The 15,430-nt window shown below is 62.1% G+C and carries 15 protein-coding genes; 11 read left to right on the top strand and 4 right to left on the bottom strand.

Translation table 11 applies throughout. The features are described 5' to 3' along the window. Positions 1-166 precede the first annotated feature (166 nt). From KBY08_RS10860 to KBY08_RS10890, 7 genes are all read left to right on the top strand, one after another. On the top strand, positions 167-1,087 hold the full coding sequence (locus tag KBY08_RS10860) for a Fe(3+) dicitrate ABC transporter substrate-binding protein FecB (RefSeq protein ID WP_011266552.1): 921 nt from the start codon (positions 167-169) through the stop codon (positions 1,085-1,087). Beyond that, on the top strand, positions 1,088-2,077 hold the full coding sequence (fecC, locus tag KBY08_RS10865; RefSeq protein WP_003393413.1) for an iron-dicitrate ABC transporter permease FecC: 990 nt from the start codon (positions 1,088-1,090) through the stop codon (positions 2,075-2,077). Continuing rightward, on the top strand, positions 2,074-3,042 hold the full coding sequence (locus KBY08_RS10870; RefSeq protein ID WP_024659918.1) for an iron chelate uptake ABC transporter family permease subunit: 969 nt from the start codon (positions 2,074-2,076) through the stop codon (positions 3,040-3,042). Before fecC ends, KBY08_RS10870 begins: the two co-directional genes overlap by 4 nt. Positions 3,043-3,046: 4 nt before the next feature. After that, complete coding sequence (fecE, locus tag KBY08_RS10875) at positions 3,047-3,838, top strand: Fe(3+) dicitrate ABC transporter ATP-binding protein FecE (RefSeq protein ID WP_024659917.1); 792 nt, start codon at positions 3,047-3,049, stop codon at positions 3,836-3,838. A gap of 264 nt (positions 3,839-4,102) precedes the next feature. Then, positions 4,103-5,197: a BMP family ABC transporter substrate-binding protein gene (locus KBY08_RS10880; RefSeq protein ID WP_004407996.1), complete on the top strand. Its 1,095-nt coding sequence runs from the start codon at positions 4,103-4,105 to the stop codon at positions 5,195-5,197. A 77-nt stretch (positions 5,198-5,274) separates the two neighbouring features. Beyond that, a complete protein-coding gene (locus KBY08_RS10885; protein WP_024659916.1) occupies positions 5,275-6,240 on the top strand; it encodes a 2-oxoglutarate and iron-dependent oxygenase domain-containing protein in 966 nt (321 codons plus the stop codon). Between the two features lie 78 nt (positions 6,241-6,318). Next, the gene (locus tag KBY08_RS10890) at positions 6,319-7,272 is read left to right on the top strand and encodes an adenosine deaminase (RefSeq protein WP_024641771.1); all 954 of its coding nucleotides are present in this window, start codon (positions 6,319-6,321) and stop codon (positions 7,270-7,272) included. A gap of 159 nt (positions 7,273-7,431) precedes the next feature. Here KBY08_RS10890 and KBY08_RS10895 read toward each other — a convergent pair whose 3' ends face one another. Together KBY08_RS10895 and KBY08_RS10900 are read right to left on the bottom strand one after the other, a co-directional pair. Further along, positions 7,432-8,124, bottom strand: a complete 693-nt coding sequence (locus KBY08_RS10895) for an ArsR/SmtB family transcription factor (RefSeq protein WP_004407992.1) — start codon at positions 8,122-8,124, stop codon at positions 7,432-7,434. Positions 8,125-8,560: 436 nt separating this feature from the next. Further along, positions 8,561-9,484, bottom strand: coding sequence for a LysR family transcriptional regulator (locus KBY08_RS10900; protein ID WP_004407991.1), 924 nt, complete (start codon positions 9,482-9,484; stop codon positions 8,561-8,563). A gap of 116 nt (positions 9,485-9,600) precedes the next feature. On the opposite strand from KBY08_RS10900, the gene KBY08_RS10905 reads away from it, so the two are divergent. Beyond that, positions 9,601-10,614: a zinc-binding alcohol dehydrogenase family protein gene (locus KBY08_RS10905; RefSeq protein WP_003431856.1), complete on the top strand. Its 1,014-nt coding sequence runs from the start codon at positions 9,601-9,603 to the stop codon at positions 10,612-10,614. A 60-nt stretch (positions 10,615-10,674) separates the two neighbouring features. Here KBY08_RS10905 and KBY08_RS10910 read toward each other — a convergent pair whose 3' ends face one another. Further along, complete coding sequence (locus KBY08_RS10910; protein WP_011266545.1) at positions 10,675-11,871, bottom strand: multidrug effflux MFS transporter; 1,197 nt, start codon at positions 11,869-11,871, stop codon at positions 10,675-10,677. A gap of 137 nt (positions 11,872-12,008) precedes the next feature. Continuing rightward, complete coding sequence (locus tag KBY08_RS10915) at positions 12,009-12,206, bottom strand: heavy-metal-associated domain-containing protein (RefSeq protein WP_003366461.1); 198 nt, start codon at positions 12,204-12,206, stop codon at positions 12,009-12,011. 164 nt (positions 12,207-12,370) lie between these two features. Here KBY08_RS10915 and KBY08_RS10920 point away from each other — a divergent pair, with 164 nt between their 5' ends. The 3 genes from KBY08_RS10920 (at position 12,371) to cueR (ending at position 15,414) form a co-directional block, all read left to right on the top strand. Continuing rightward, entirely contained in the window at positions 12,371-12,751 is a 381-nt protein-coding gene (locus tag KBY08_RS10920) for a hypothetical protein (protein ID WP_003318651.1), read from the top strand. Between the two features lie 69 nt (positions 12,752-12,820). Further along, positions 12,821-15,019 carry a heavy metal translocating P-type ATPase gene (locus tag KBY08_RS10925; protein WP_024659953.1) on the top strand — a complete coding sequence of 733 codons (2,199 nt, stop codon included), beginning with the start codon at positions 12,821-12,823 and terminating at the stop codon, positions 15,017-15,019. Further along, positions 15,016-15,414, top strand: coding sequence for a Cu(I)-responsive transcriptional regulator (cueR, locus tag KBY08_RS10930; RefSeq protein WP_024641796.1), 399 nt, complete (start codon positions 15,016-15,018; stop codon positions 15,412-15,414). Before KBY08_RS10925 ends, cueR begins: the two co-directional genes overlap by 4 nt. Positions 15,415-15,430 lie beyond the last annotated feature (16 nt).

A 15,430-nucleotide genomic window follows, 5' to 3' on the forward strand; every position in this document is an offset into this window, starting at 1 on the left:
AATAGCCCGAATGAGAACGGCACTCACGCGTAAATGACTTTTGATCCCGTCGCCGCGATGTGAAATAGTGCCCGCCGTTTTCAACCATAGTGCCCGCCGTTTTCTTCGCGGCCTTCAGGGCGCGCCTGTTTTTCATGATTCCGCTTTGTTAGAAAGGACCTTTGCCATGCGTGCTTTTCGACTTCCGCATCTGCTGGCTTGCGGCCTGCTGACCCTGATCGCGAGCGTCGCCCAGGCCGCGCCTATCGACATCGATGACGGCCAACACAAAGTCCACCTGCCTGATACCCCCAAGCGCGTGGTGGTGCTGGAGTTTTCGTTTCTCGACGGGCTGGCCTCGGTCGGCGTGACACCCGTTGGCGCGGCGGACGATGGCGATGCCAACCGCGTGCTGCCCAAGGTGCGCAAGGCCGTCGGCGAATGGCAGTCTGTAGGTCTGCGTTCGCAACCCAATATAGAAGTGATCGCGCGGCTCAAGCCGGACCTGATCATCGCTGACCTCGGTCGCCATCAGGCGCTGTACAACGACCTGGCCAGCCTGGCGCCGACGCTGATGCTGCCGTCACGCGGTGAGGATTATCAGGGCAGCCTGAAGTCTGCCGAGCTGATCGGCGTCGCGCTGGGCAAAGGGCCACAGATGCAGGCGCGCATCGCGGAAAACCGCCAGCACCTGAAGACCGTCGCCGAGCAGATTCCGGCCAACAGCAACGTGCTGTTCGGCGTCGCCCGCGAAGACAGCTTCTCTGTGCATGGCCCACACTCTTACGCCGGCAGCGTGTTGCAGGCGATTGGTCTGAAGGTCCCGGAAGTACGCAAAAACGCCGCGCCAACCGAATTCGTCAGCCTGGAGCAACTGCTGGCCCTGGACCCGGGCTGGTTGCTGGTCGGTCATTACCGCCGTCCGAGCATCGTCGACAGCTGGAGCAAGCAGCCGCTGTGGCAGGTACTGGGCGCGGTGCGTAACAAGCAGGTGGCCGAAGTGGATGGCGACAGCTGGGCGCGCAATCGCGGGATCATGGCCTCCGAGCAGATCGCCGACGATGCGCTTGCCGTGCTCAAGGGCGGCAAGGCCGTGCTGAACCCGTAAATGCGCCGCTGGCTGATGGCGGGCGTGATCATCGCGGCCTGCCTGGGATTGTTCTGGGTGTCGCTGTTTGCCCTGTCGTCGTTCAGCATTCGCCAGGTGGATGCCTGGAACGGACTGATCACACAGGGCCGCGAGGGCGGCAATATCGCTTACATCGTCGCGCAACTGCGCGTGCCACGTGCCTTGTGCGCGGCATTGGTCGGTGCCTGCCTGGGCGTGGCCGGCGCGTTGATGCAGGGCATCACCCGCAACCGTCTGGCGTCTCCTTCATTGTTTGGCGTTACCGCAGGCGCCGCATTGGGGCTCGCGCTGTTTTCCACCGGTCTGGTCGCCCTGCCCTTCCCCGGTGGCGCACTGCTGATGACCTGCCTTGGCGGTGCGCTGGCGTGGATCACCGTATTCAGTCTTGGCGGTGCCTGGTCACCCGCCACGGCTCAAGGCCGACTGGTGCTGGCAGGTGTCGCGGTAGCCGCCCTGTGCGCCGCATTGACCCGCCTCACGGTAATTCTCGTCGAGGCGCAGGCGCAAAGTGTCCTCAACTGGCTGGCTGGGTCGCTGGCCAATGTCGGTGCCGCACAATTGCAATTGCTCTGGCCGTGCACGCTGATCGGCGTGGTGCTGGCGGTGGCCTGTGCGCCACGCCTTAACCTGATCAACCTCGGCGAAGACGCCGCGCGTTCGCTGGGAGTGCGTATCGGCGCGTTGCGCCTGCTGGTATTCGTGGTCAGCCTGCTGCTGGTCGGTGCCAGTGTCTGCGCAGTCGGGCCGATCGGCTTTGTCGGCCTGATCGCGCCGAACATCGCTCGCCAATGGCTGGGCAATGACTACCGCTGGCTGATCCCGATCAGCGCCGGCCTGGGCGCGGCCATCGTGCTGGCCTCGGACCTGATCAGCCGCGCCGTGGCCTTCCCGGTGGAAACACCGGCCGGGGTGGTGACGGCATTGATCGGCGCGCCGTTCTTTCTGTTTCTGGCGAGGCGTGCGCTATGAACCACCCGCGCGCAAGACTGTTGCTGTTGGTGGCGTTGCTGGCACTCGCTCTGCTGCTGAGCCTCAGCGCTGGCACCGTGTGGCTGACACCCGGTGCCGTACTCGATCACCTGATCGCCCACGACAGCAAGGACTTCGAGGTCTGGAATCACCGCCTGCCACGCGGCCTGATCGCGATCATGACCGGCTGCGCGTTCGGCCTGGCTGGCGCCATCGTGCAAGGCGTGATTCGCAACCCGCTGGCCTCGCCGGAAATCCTCGGCGTCACTCAGGGAGCCGGGCTGGCGCTGACCATCGCGATTATCGGCCTGCCGCAGTTACCGGTGTCGGCGCTGCCGTTTGTGGCGTGTCTGGGCGGTGCGGCGGGAGCGCTGCTGCTGGCGTTGTACAACACCGGCGTGCAGTTTTCCGGCGTGCGTTTCGCGTTGTCCGGGGTCGCGATTGCAGTGACGTTGTCGAGCATCACCGAGTTCCTGATCCTGTCCAACCCGCTGGATATCAACACCGCCCTGCTGGCGCTGACCGGCAGCCTGTGGAGCCGCAACTGGCACCACGTTTTGCTGGCTTTGCCGCTTCTGCTGCTGATCCCGCTCAGCCTGCTGATGGCCAAACCGCTGAACCTGATCGGCCTTGGCGATGAGGCCGCGCAGAGCCTGGGCACCGGCCTCACGCGTACGCGCTGGCTGGCGATGGGCAGTGCCGTGCTGTTGACCAGCCTGGGGGTGGGCATTATCGGCCCGGTGAGCTTCGTCGGCCTGGTCGCACCACACATGGCCCGCCGTCTGGTCGGCGGTCATCATCAGTACCTGCTGCCCGCCTCGATGGTGCTGGGTGCGTTATTGCTGGTGCTGGCCGATACGCTAGGCCGCACGCTGATCGCCCCCAGCGAAGTTCCGGCCGGGATTCTCACGGCGGTGATCGGCGCTCCGTATTTCCTCTGGCTGCTGGCCCGATTCAAAGGTTGATCCCATGACTATTCTGAAGGCGCAGCAACTCGACATCGGCTACGGCGCGACGCGCATCGTGCAAGACCTGTCGTTCAGCCCGCCGCCTGCGCAGGTCACTGCGCTGATCGGCCCCAATGGTTGCGGCAAATCCACTCTGCTCAAGGCCTTCGCCCGAATTCTCACCCCGCAAGCGGGCAGTCTCAGCCTGGATGGCACCGCCTACGGCAAGCTGTCGGCCAACGAGCTGGCGCGCAAGGTGGCTTTTCTGCCGCAAGTACTGCCGATTCCGGAAGGCGTCAGCGTACGCCAGCTGGTGGCGTACGGCCGCAGTCCGCACAACAGCCTGTGGGGACGTCTGAGTGGCGCCGATCAGCACAGTGTCGATCAGGCCTTGCAGCGCATGGAGCTGGACACACTGGCCGAGCGCCCGCTGGCCGATCTGTCCGGCGGGCAACGACAACGCGCCTGGCTGGCGATGATCCTTGCGCAGGACGCGGCCATCGTCCTGCTCGACGAGCCGACCACCTATCTGGACATCAGCCATCAGGTCGAACTGCTGGACCTGATGCGTGAACTCAGCGCCGAAGGCAAGACGGTGATTACCGTGCTGCATGACATCAATCAGGCCTGCCGCTACGCAGACCATCTGGCGGTCATGCAGGCCGGGCGTCTGGTGACCTGCGGCGTACCGGGCGATGTGCTGACGGCCGAGCTGGTCTGCCAGGTGTTCGATGTGCAAGTGCAGATCATGCGCGAACCCGTGGCAGGCACACCGATGTGCATCGTCGAGCGCAGCACGCGCTGCACCAGTTAGCGGCGCAGCCCACAGCGCCTGCACCTTCGCGCTGCACTACGCGTTACACACAAGTCTGTTTTAGATTCTGGCGGAAGGCCCCGGTCGCTCCCACGCCCTGCGGGCAGAAACCTGAAAGTCACATATTCCAGGCTCATCGAAACCTATGTACAACAATAGGCGCGCTGCGCAGGGAAGCAAGCCAGCATCGTAAGTTGTCCTGTTGGTCAGTTATTTGCATTGCTCGGGTATGCACTCCAACAAGACCGCAAGGAGCTAGGCCCGATGCACCTGACCAATCCACGTCGTCCCCTGAAAAAACTGCTGTGCGCCGTCGCCGCCGTTGTCGGCATCGGCTCCAGCCTGCTCGCCTCGGCAGCCGATCCGCTGAAAGTCGGCTTCGTCTACATCGGCCCCATCGGCGACCACGGCTGGACCTATCAGCACGAGCAGGGCCGCCAGGCGATGGTCAAGGCGCTGGGTGACAAGGTCACCAGCAGCTACGTGGAAAACGTGCCGGAAGGTGCAGACGCCGAGCGGGTCATCCGCAACATGGCCAAGGGCGGTTACGACCTGATCTTCAGTACCTCGTTCGGTTACATGAACCCCACCCTGAAAGTCGCCAAGCAGTTCCCCAAGGTGAAGTTCGAGCACGCGACCGGCTACAAGCAGGACAAGAACATGGGCACTTACCTGGCCCGCACCTATGAAGGTCGCTACGTGAGCGGTTACATCGCCGCGAAGATGACCAAGACCAAGAAGATCGGTTATGTCGCCTCGTTCCCGATTCCTGAAGTACTGCGCGACATCGACGCCATCCAGCTGGCGCTGAACAAATACAACCCGGGCACCGAGATCAAGGTGGTGTGGGTCAACTCCTGGTTCGATCCGGGCAAGGAAGCCGATGCGGCCAACGCGTTGATCGATCAGGGCGTGGACGTGGTATTCCAGCACACTGATAGTCCTGCGCCGATCCAGACCGCCGAGCGTCGTGGCGTGTATGCCGTCGGTTATGCCTCGGACATGGCTCACTTCGGACCAAAAGCAGTGCTGACCTCCATCGTCAACAACTGGGGCCCGCACTATATCCAGGCGGCCGAAGGCGCCATCGCGGGCACCTGGAAACCACAGGATTACTGGGGCGGCCTGAAGGAAGGAACGGTCGAATTGCCGATCAGCGACGTGGTGCCTGCTGACGTGAAGGCCGAGGCGCAGAAGATCATCGCCAGCATCGAAAGCGGCGAATTCCACCCGTTCACCGGCCCGATCAAGGACCAGAACGGCACTGTGAAAATTGCTGACGGCGTGGTCGCGACCAACGCCGAGCTGGCGTCGATGAACTACTACGTCGAAGGCATCAAGGCCGAGCTGCCGAAGTAATCAGCCCGTCAGCTGCCTGACCATCGTGCCTGCCGCGCCAGGCACGATCATCGACACTTCCCTTTCAGGACCGGTTAATGGACCAGCTTCCCGTCATCGACATCGCCCCGCTCTACGGCACGGAAACTCAGGCCTGGCAGGATGTCGCCCGGCAAATCGACAGTGCCTGTCGGGCGTGGGGCTTCTTTTACATCAAGGGCCACCCAATCAGCGCGCAACGCATCGAACAGGTGCAATCGGCGGCAAAGGACTTCTTCGCCCGGCCGGCAGCTGAAAAGCTCCTGATCGACATCACCCAAAGCACGCACCATCGCGGCTACGGCGCCATCGCCACCGAACAACTGGACCCCAGCCTGCCGAGCGACCTCAAGGAAACCTTCGACATGGGCCTGCACCTGGATGCCCGTCATCCCGACGTGCTGGCGGGTAAACCGCTGCGTGGGCCAAACCGGCATCCGGACATTCCCGGCTGGGAAACCCTGATGGAGCAACACTATCTGGACATGCAGGCGCTGGCGCAAACCCTGCTGCGCGCCATGACCCTGGCACTGGGCATCGAGCGCGATTTCTTCGATCAGCGCTTCAAGGACCCGGTCAGCGTACTGCGCATGATTCATTACCCGCCGCGTGGTACGGCGACCTCAGCCGAGCAACAAGGCGCAGGCGCGCATACCGATTACGGCTGCATCACCCTGCTGTATCAGGACACGGCGGGCGGCTTGCAGGTGCGTGATGTGCGTGGCGAATGGATCGACGCGCCACCGATTGACGGTACCTTCGTGGTCAATCTGGGCGACATGATGGCGCGCTGGAGCAACGATCGTTATCTGTCCACGCCGCACCGGGTCATCAGCCCGCTCGGGGTTGATCGCTACTCCATGCCGTTCTTTGCCGAACCGCACCCCGACACGCGCATCGAATGCCTGCCCGGTTGCCAGAGCGACGATCATCCGGCCCGCTATCCGGTGACCACCTGCGCCGAATTTCTGCTGTCGCGCTTCGCGGATACCTACGCTTATCGCCGCGAACAGGAGGCAAGTTGAACGTTCGGTCAGGTTTTACCCTGCGCAGCGACGTGCATCTGTAGAATGCCCGGGATCTGCACCTGATGAGAAAAGAATATGTACGACTGGTTGAACGCCCTGCCCAAGGCAGAACTGCACTTGCACCTCGAAGGCTCGCTGGAACCCGAGTTGCTGTTCGCCCTGGCCGAGCGCAACAGGATTGCCCTGCCGTGGGATGACGTCGAAACCCTGCGCAAGGCATATGCCTTCAACAACCTGCAGGAATTCCTCGACCTGTATTACCGGGGCGCAGACGTATTGCGCACCGAGCAGGACTTCTACGACCTGACCTGGGCCTACCTGCTGCGCTGCAAGGCACAGAACGTTATTCACACCGAACCGTTCTTCGATCCGCAAACCCACACAGACCGTGGCATCCCGTTCGAAGTGGTACTGGCCGGGATTACCGGTGCGCTGAAAGACGGCAAGTCGAAGCTGGGCGTCGACAGCGGCCTGATCCTGAGCTTCCTGCGCCACCTGTCCCAGGAAGAGGCCGAAAAAACCCTCGATCAGGCGCTGCCGTTCCGTGATGCGTTCGTCGCCGTAGGCCTCGACAGCTCGGAAATGGGTCACCCGCCAAGCAAGTTCCAGCGTGTGTTCGATCGCGCGCGCAACGAGGGCTTCCTGACCGTGGCCCACGCCGGAGAAGAAGGTCCGCCGGAATACATCTGGGAAGCACTGGACCTGCTGAAGATCCAGCGCATCGACCACGGTGTGCGCGCCATCGAAGACGAGCGGCTGATGCAGCGCATCATCGACGAACAGATCCCGCTGACCGTCTGCCCGCTGTCCAACACCAAGCTTTGCGTGTTCGACGACATGGCCCAGCACAACATCCTCGACATGCTCGAGCGCGGCGTGAAGGTCACCGTCAATTCGGACGACCCGGCCTACTTCGGTGGCTACGTGACCGAGAACTTCCACGCGCTGTACACCCACCTGGGCATGACCGAAGATCAGGCCAAACGCCTGGCGCAAAACAGCCTGGATGCACGACTGGTCAAGCCCTAGAGAGTGATTGAGCGGCTACCCCCATCGTTCCTCACGCTCCGCGTGGCAATGCCTTTCGCGACGCTCTGCGTCGCAAGAGGACGCGGAGCGTCCGGAACTGCATGCCTACGCGGAGCGGTGGCACGATGTTGGTGGAGCGAGCAACACCCACCGCTCCAGTCAGGCCGCCGCTGCGATCTTGCTGATTTCCCGCTGCCCACTGGATGAGACCTGCAAGGTGCTGGACTCTTCAGTGGTGCGCAGCCAGCCCATCTGAATGAACAGCTGCAACAACCCCGCCCCCAGCGCGCCGCCAAGATGCGGATTGCGATCGTTCCACTTCGGACAGACACACACCGTTTCACGCTTGCGTTGCGCCAGTGCGGGTATGTAGATGCCGCGTTCGGCAAATCTGGCCACCCCCTTGCTGGTGACCTCGACGCGCTTCTCCTGCTGTTCTATCCAGCCGGCTTCCAGCAGGCGCTGATAAAGCTCGGCAGCCATTTCGCCACCCAGATGATCGGAGCAGATTCTTGCACGGCGCAGCGGCAAGGGCGGCCGAGGCTGGGCAAAGCGACGATTGATCTGTTCAGTACTGGCCAGCGAGGCACAGGCCAGCGCCTCGACCGCGGCCCCCACTTCCGGCGCAGCGAGGCGAAAGAAACGCTTGCGGCCGCGAACCTCCTGTTTCAACAGACCACCGCTGGTCAGCCGCGCCAGATGAGCGCCAGCAGAAGAAGTCGAGAGTCCCGCCAGGATTGCCAATTCGTCGGCAGGGCGAGCAGTACCATCCATCAGTGCCCAGATCATTGCGCTGCGCTTGGGGTCGGCCAGCAAGGTTGCGATCTGGCTGATGCAAGGTCCGTATTCCATGTGTTCACTCCCTGTTGAAACATTCATCTATGGTGATGACTGGGTGAAAGCAATCACGCCTCGGTAGAGTTCAACGTGGCTCTTATATGTAATGACAAGTATAAACTCTATGCCCCGCGCGCCCGCTGGGTGAAAAGCGCCTCCTACACACTGCGGGCACACCACGACGCAAAAAATAGCCCAACTGTGGCGCACTCCTTCAACACCAAGTTGTACCCGCGACTACGCCGCAACCCCTCTATACAAGGGGTTTGCAGCGACACTTCAAAAGGGGATTAAAAAGACAAGCGTAATGGCTATGACAAAAATGCCAAATCCACTCAACAACAGTCAGTTTCAACTTCGTCCCGGCAGTGAAACTTCGCGTTATTGAAATGCCTTTGAAAATTATATTTTCCGACACTTCCGAAGGCTATTTCCTACCGGGACGCGGCGATTAAAACAAGTTTGCGGACGACAGACCTACAGCATGTTGCTTACACCGTGACCTGAGCATTTCCAGTAACAGAATGACAGGCTTACTGAGTTGCGCCCGATGCGCGCACAACAGGTTCAACGGCGCCCGCTCCCCGACCAGGTCAGGCATCAACACTTTCAGGTGCCCGGCCCGCACATCTGCGGCCACGTCCAGCCAGGATTTGTACGCCACACCTTCACCTGCAACCGCCCAGCGGCGCACGACGTCGGCATCGTCGCTGAACCGGTTGCCGCTGACCGTCAGACTGATTTCGCGCTTGCCGTCGTTCAGCGTCCAACGGTCATGAACGCGATCGCCGAGCATGAACAGCAAGCAGTTATGCTGCGCCAGTTGCTCGACCTGATGCGGCTCGCCATGACGCTGCAGGTAACTCGGCGCCGCACACAATACCCGGCGGTTGTCAGGCAACACTGGCAGTGCGACCAGGCTGGAATCTTCCGGCTCGCCGTAGCGCAGCGCCACGTCGACAGGCTGGCGGAACAGATCGGCAATACGATCACCCAGCAGCAGACGCACGGTCAGTTGCGGATGCTGCTGTTGAAATTCGTCGAGCCACGGCAACAGCACGTTGCGCCCCAGGTCCGACGGCGCCGAGAGTTGCAGCACGCCCTCGCAACGGTCCTGGCTGCTGGCCAGCAAGCGCCGCCCCTCCTCGAGGCTGCCCAGTGCAGCGCGGGCGTATTCCAGAAACCCCTCACCTTCGGCGGTCAGGCGCAGGCTGCGCGTCGAACGGGCCAGCAAGCGCGTCCCCAACTGCCGTTCAATACGCTTGAGCGCCGCGCTGGCAACCGCCGCAGACATGTCCATGACCCGCGCTGCGGCAGAAAGGCTGCCCAGATCCGCCGCACGTACGAATAACTGCAAGTCATCAAAACGCAGCATCATGCCCTCGTATTATCAAAATAAAATTGAAAGAGCCTGCCGTTTTAGCGGGTTTTATCTTTACTGGAAATAGCCAATGATCTCTTCATCACTTTTTTCTTTGGAGAGGCCCTGACATGAAAGCCATTGCGTACTACCAGTCCCTGCCCATCAGCGACGTGAAATCATTGCAGGATATCGAGCTGCCCGAGCCGGTGGCTGGCGATCGCGATTTGCTGGTCGAGGTCAAGGCCATCTCTGTAAACCCGGTGGACACCAAGATCCGCCAGAACGTCCAGCCTGAAGACGGTGCAGGCAAGGTGCTCGGCTGGGACGTGGCGGGTGTGGTGAAAGCCGTCGGCAGCCAGGTCACACTGTTCAAACCGGGTGACAAAGTGTTCTATGCCGGTTCCCTGACCCGGCCAGGTGCCAACAGCGAGCTGCACGTGGTGGACGAACGCATCGTCGGCCACATGCCGAAGACCCTGAGCTTCGCCCATGCCGCAGCGCTGCCGTTGACAGCCATCACCGCCTGGGAACTGCTGTTCGAGAGATTGCAGATCCCGCAGCAAAAAGGTGAAGGCGCACACAGCCTGCTGATCGTCGGCGCCGCCGGTGGCGTGGGTTCGATCCTCACCCAACTGGCGCGCAAACTGACATCGCTGAAGGTCATCGGCACCGCCTCGCGGCCCGAGACCGAAAGCTGGGTCAGCGAACTGGGCGCGCACCATGTGCTGGATCACAGCAAGCCGCTGAGCGAAGAACTCAAACGCGTCGGCCTGAACCACGTGACTCATGTCGCCAGCCTGACCCAGACCGAACAGCATCTGGATCAGCTCGTCGAAGCGCTCAAGCCACAAGGCAAACTGGCGCTGATCGACGATCCCAAGTCGCTGGACGTGTCGAAGCTCAAGCGCAAGAGCCTGTCGCTGCACTGGGAATTCATGTACACGCGGTCGATGTTCGAAACAGAGGACATGATCGAGCAGCACAACCTGCTCAACCGGGTTGCCGAGCTGATCGACGCCGGGACGCTGAAAACCACCTTTGGCGAGCACTTCGGCACCATCAATGCCGAAAATCTGCGCCGCGCTCATGCCCTGCTGGAAAGCGGCAAGGCCAAGGGCAAGGTCGTACTGGAAGGTTTCTGAGCCGTCTGAAGTCGAGGGTGTCAGTCACGCCCGGCGCGACTGACACCACCGCTTTGGCGATCAGGCGGTCTGGAGCGATGCGTCGCGCCGGGCCTGCGCACGTCGCGTCAGCACCGAGAGGCCCACGGTCAGCACGCCGCACAGGCTGATGACCAGCGCCATCGGTGTGGCCGTGCCGTCATGCAGCACGCCCACCAGACTGGCAGCGACGGCGGCAACGCTGAATTGCAGACAACCCAGCAACGCCGAGGCACTGCCCGCGCGCGCCCATTGGCCATTCATGGCGCAGGCCGACGCATTGGGGATGATGCAGCCCAGGCTTGCCACGCAGATGAACAGCGGCACCAGCAGTGGCCACAGCGCCTCGGTGCGCAGCCCGCTGATCGCCAGCAACACCAGCCCGGCAGCCAGATAAATCCAGACCGTGCGCGACAGCAAAAACGCCGGGCCGGTCTTGCGCAAGATACGCGCGTTGATCTGCGCCACCAGAATGAAGCCCGCCGCATTCATCCCGAACAGCCAGCCGTAGTGCTCGGCAGGCACGCCATACAGTTTGATGAACACAAACGGCGAGCCTGCGACGTAGGCGAACATCCCGGCCATGGCGATGCCGCCGGTCAGCGCGTGACCGATGAACACACCGTCCTTGAACAGATTGAGGTACTGGCCCAGCGCGCCGCTCAATGGCTGACGCGGCGTGGTGGCCGGCATGCTTTCCGGCAACCCCAGCGCAACCGCCGCCAGGCAGGCACCGCTGAACAGGGCAAGGCTGACGAAGATCGATTGCCAGCCAAAGGTACTGACCAGCACACCACCCAGCATCGGGGCCAGAATCGGTGCCAGGCCCATGACCAGCATCAGTTGCGAGAAGACCTTGGCCGACTCGACGGCGTTGCACTTGTCGCTGACGATGGCGCGTGACAAGACCATCCCGGCACAGCCGCCCAACGCCTGCACGAAGCGCGCGGCAATCAGCCATTCAAGACTCGGCGCAAAGGCGCAGGCGACCGAGGCAAGCATGAACAGGGTTACACCGACCAGCAGCGGAATGCGCCGACCGAACCGGTCAGCCACCGGGCCATAGGCCAGTTGCCCCAGGGAAAGTCCCAGAAAGTAGGCCGCCAGGGTCAGTTGTACGTGTTTTTCATCGGTCCCGAAATACGAGGCCATGGCCGGAAAGCCAGGAAGATAGAAGTCGATGGCCAGAGGGCCGAAGGCGCTCAATGAGCCAAGGATAAGGATCGTTCGTAGATTCATCGGGTGTCCATTCACAGATGCAGAGCAACGGGCTAGTTTACCCGGCTTACCTTGCAGAGAACGACGAACGGGGGAATTAATTCAAAACTTTTCAATGTTTACAGACCGGGAGACCGCATCGATCTCCCGGGGCAGGGTCATGCCGGCTGTGCCTGATAACCCTCTTCGCTGATCAAACTGACAATCCGCTCGGGCGACAGGCTGCTTTGCACCTTGACCTGCTTGCTGGCCAGTTCGACCTGAACATCGGCACTCGGGTCGTCATGTTTGATGGCCTCGGTCACCGCGCGAACACAATGCCCGCAGGTCATGCCTTGAACGTTGAATAACTGCATGATGTCACTCCTTCAGTGATGAACAGCGAGCATCTTCAACCTTGTCATCATGGCAAGGTCAAGTTTCTGCCATTGCTGCCGGGCTGGCATTCGGCGTAATCGTGAGCCAAGCTGGGTTATCGACACCTCTATCGTCAGCCACATTTACATCAGGAGTATCAGCGATGCGCTGGTCAGCAGTCAGCCTCTTCAGCATTCTCGGTTTCCTGGCTATCACACCTGCCACTCAGGCGGCTCAGGACTACGGCATCCTGATCATTTCTCGAGAGCGCCTGGAAGTCGCGACTTCCTGCGAGATCGGCATCTACGTACAGGACCGTCTGGCCGGCAGGCTGTATCAGGAAGACTCGGTGTCCTTCAACCTGCCTGCCGGTGAAGTGTCGGTGCGATTGAGCACCCTGCGCGGCAATGTCGTGGGGTGTGAGCCCGGCATGGAAGCGCCGCGCAGCACCAAGATCCAGCTGCGTGCGGGGGATATTCTCAAGTACCGTATCGCCGCCGACCTGAACGGGATGTACCTCAAGAAAGCCGACCTCAACTATTGATTCGCGCTTGACCTTGCCCGTATGGCAAGGTTGATCCTTGCAGGTAGCCAGCCTCAGGGAGTGATTCACATGCAAGACACCACCACCTTCGACCTGCCGATCAGCGGCATGACCTGCGCCAGTTGCGCAGGTCGGGTCGAGCGTGCCCTGGCCAAAGTGCCGGGGGTCAACAGCGTGACGGTTAACCTGGCCAATGAACGTGCCCATGTAGACACCGCAGCGCACACCGATCCGCAAACCCTGATCGACGCCGTCAGCCGTGCCGGTTATAGCGCCACGCTGAACCAGGATCGTCACGCCGAAGCCGACCAGAAAGCCCGTCACCTGCACCACGAGCGCTGGGCCTTGCTGCTGGCCATCGTGCTGGCGCTACCTTTGATCCTGCCGATGCTGCTGACACCGCTGGGCGTGCACTGGATGCTGCCTGCGTGGGTGCAATTTGCGCTGGCGACGCCGGTGCAGTTCATCCTTGGCGCACGTTTTTACGTGGCCGCCTGGAAAGCCGTGCGCGCAGGTGCCGGCAATATGGACCTGCTGGTCGCGATCGGTACCAGCGCCGGCTACGGCCTGAGCGTCTATCAATGGCTGTACGCTGCGCCCGGAACGACGCCGCACTTGTATTTCGAAGCATCGGCGGTGGTTATCGCGCTGGTACTGTTGGGCAAATACCTGGAAAGCCGCGCCAAGCGCCAGACCGCCAGTGCCATCCGCGCCCTTGAAGCGCTGCGCCCGGAGCGCGCCCTGCGGGTGGTCGACGGCCTCGAACAGGACGTCGCGATCAGCGCGCTGCAGCTCGATGATCGGGTGCTGGTCAAACCCGGCGAACGCTTTCCGGTGGACGGCGAAGTGGTCGAAGGCCGCAGCCATGCCGACGAAGCGCTGATCACCGGTGAAAGCCTGCCGGTGGTCAAGCAACCGGGCGACAACGTCACCGGCGGGGCAATCAATGGCGAAGGCCAATTGTTGATCAGGACCACCGCGCTGGGCGCGGAAACGGTGCTGGCGCGCATCATTCGTCTGGTCGAAGACGCTCAGGCAGGCAAGGCCCCGATCCAGAAGCTGGTGGATAAAGTCAGCCAGGTGTTCGTGCCCACCGTGCTGGTGATTGCCTTGTTCACACTGGCCGGCTGGCTGCTGGTCGGTGCCTCGCTGGAAGTCGCGCTGATCAATGCCGTCGCCGTACTGGTGATCGCCTGCCCTTGCTCCCTGGGCCTGGCGACGCCGACAGCGATCATGGCCGGGACCGGTGTGGCAGCGCGTTACGGCATTCTGATCAAGGACGCCGAGGCACTGGAACGGGCTCACGAGGTCGATGCCGTGGTGTTCGACAAGACCGGCACGCTGACTTCGGGCACGCCGCGTATCACCAACATGAGCGCGGTGCTGGGCAATGAAGAACACCTTCTGCAACTGGCGGGCGCGCTGCAACGCGGCAGTGAACACCCCTTGGCCAGAGCGGTGCTGGATGTCTGTCATGAATGGCAACTCAAGCCTGATGCCGCGCAAAACAGCCGCGTCCTGAGCGGTCGGGGCATCGCCGGCACCGTTGAGGGCCGTGAACTGGCGCTGGGCAATCGACGCTTGCTGGAGGACAGCGGCCTGCCGATGGGCGATCTGGCCGAGTCCGCGCGCATCTGGGAAGCCGAGGGGCGCACGCTGTCCTGGCTGATCGAGCAGGCTCCGGAGCCGAAAGTGATCGGTATGTTCGCCTTCGGTGACACGCTCAAGCCCGGAACCGATCAGGCAATCAAAGCGTTGAATGCGCGCGGCATCAGCAGCCATCTGCTGACCGGCGATAACCGGGGCAGTGCTCAGGTGGTTGCCAGGGCATTGGGCATACACGATGTGCATGCCGAAGTATTGCCTGCCGACAAGGCGGCCACCGTCTCTCAACTGAAAAGCCTGCATGTGGTGGCGATGGTCGGTGACGGCATCAACGATGCTCCGGCGCTGGCAGCGGCGGATGTCGGTATCGCGATGGGCGGCGGGACCGATGTCGCCATGCATGCAGCGGGCATCACCCTGATGCGCGGCGACCCGCGACTGGTTCCGGCGGCTCTGGACATCAGCCGGAGGACCTACGCGAAAATCCGCCAGAACCTGTTCTGGGCGTTCGTCTACAACCTGATCGGCATTCCCCTCGCGGCACTGGGCTATCTCAATCCGGTATTGGCGGGCGCGGCCATGGCGCTGTCGAGCGTCAGCGTAGTGAGCAATGCGCTGCTGCTGAAAACCTGGAAACCCCGCGACCTGGAGGACGCACCATGAATATCGGTCAGGCGGCGAAAAGCAGTGGCTTGAGCGCGAAGATGATCCGCTATTACGAGTCCATCGGTTTGCTGCAAGCGGCCCATCGCAGCGACAGCGGCTATCGCCTGTACAGCGCGGACGATCTGCACACGCTGGCGTTCATCAAGCGCTCAAGGGACCTGGGGTTTTCGCTGGAAGAGGTCGGCAAACTGCTGACTCTCTGGCAGGACCGCCAGCGAGCCAGCGCCGACGTCAAGGCACTGGCCCGCCAGCACATCGCCGAGCTGAACCGCAAAATCGACGAACTGGCGAGCCTGCGCGACACGCTTCAGGAACTGGTGGAACACTGCCACGGCGACGACCGCCCCGACTGCCCGATCCTCAAGGACCTGGCATCGGGCGGGTGTTGCTAGCCACTTCCACAAGGGT

The sequence above is a fragment of the Pseudomonas sp. P135 genome, from assembly GCF_020312125.1.
Classification (GTDB): Bacteria; Pseudomonadota; Gammaproteobacteria; order Pseudomonadales; family Pseudomonadaceae; genus Aquipseudomonas; species Aquipseudomonas fragariae.

Excerpts from the sequence above, each read along its gene's own strand:
- KBY08_RS10860 (WP_011266552.1), top strand. The coding sequence starts at position 167 with ATGCGTGCTTTTCGACTTCCGCATCTGCTGGCTTGCGGCCTGCTGACC.
- fecC (WP_003393413.1), top strand. The coding sequence starts at position 1,088 with ATGCGCCGCTGGCTGATGGCGGGCGTGATCATCGCGGCCTGCCTGGGA.
- KBY08_RS10870 (WP_024659918.1), top strand. The coding sequence starts at position 2,074 with ATGAACCACCCGCGCGCAAGACTGTTGCTGTTGGTGGCGTTGCTGGCA.
- fecE (WP_024659917.1), top strand. The coding sequence starts at position 3,047 with ATGACTATTCTGAAGGCGCAGCAACTCGACATCGGCTACGGCGCGACG.
- KBY08_RS10880 (WP_004407996.1), top strand. The coding sequence starts at position 4,103 with ATGCACCTGACCAATCCACGTCGTCCCCTGAAAAAACTGCTGTGCGCC.
- KBY08_RS10885 (WP_024659916.1), top strand. The coding sequence starts at position 5,275 with ATGGACCAGCTTCCCGTCATCGACATCGCCCCGCTCTACGGCACGGAA.
- KBY08_RS10890 (WP_024641771.1), top strand. The coding sequence starts at position 6,319 with ATGTACGACTGGTTGAACGCCCTGCCCAAGGCAGAACTGCACTTGCAC.
- KBY08_RS10895 (WP_004407992.1), bottom strand. The coding sequence starts at position 8,124 with ATGGAATACGGACCTTGCATCAGCCAGATCGCAACCTTGCTGGCCGAC.
- KBY08_RS10900 (WP_004407991.1), bottom strand. The coding sequence starts at position 9,484 with ATGCTGCGTTTTGATGACTTGCAGTTATTCGTACGTGCGGCGGATCTG.
- KBY08_RS10905 (WP_003431856.1), top strand. The coding sequence starts at position 9,601 with ATGAAAGCCATTGCGTACTACCAGTCCCTGCCCATCAGCGACGTGAAA.
- KBY08_RS10910 (WP_011266545.1), bottom strand. The coding sequence starts at position 11,871 with ATGAATCTACGAACGATCCTTATCCTTGGCTCATTGAGCGCCTTCGGC.
- KBY08_RS10915 (WP_003366461.1), bottom strand. The coding sequence starts at position 12,206 with ATGCAGTTATTCAACGTTCAAGGCATGACCTGCGGGCATTGTGTTCGC.
- KBY08_RS10920 (WP_003318651.1), top strand. The coding sequence starts at position 12,371 with ATGCGCTGGTCAGCAGTCAGCCTCTTCAGCATTCTCGGTTTCCTGGCT.
- KBY08_RS10925 (WP_024659953.1), top strand. The coding sequence starts at position 12,821 with ATGCAAGACACCACCACCTTCGACCTGCCGATCAGCGGCATGACCTGC.
- cueR (WP_024641796.1), top strand. The coding sequence starts at position 15,016 with ATGAATATCGGTCAGGCGGCGAAAAGCAGTGGCTTGAGCGCGAAGATG.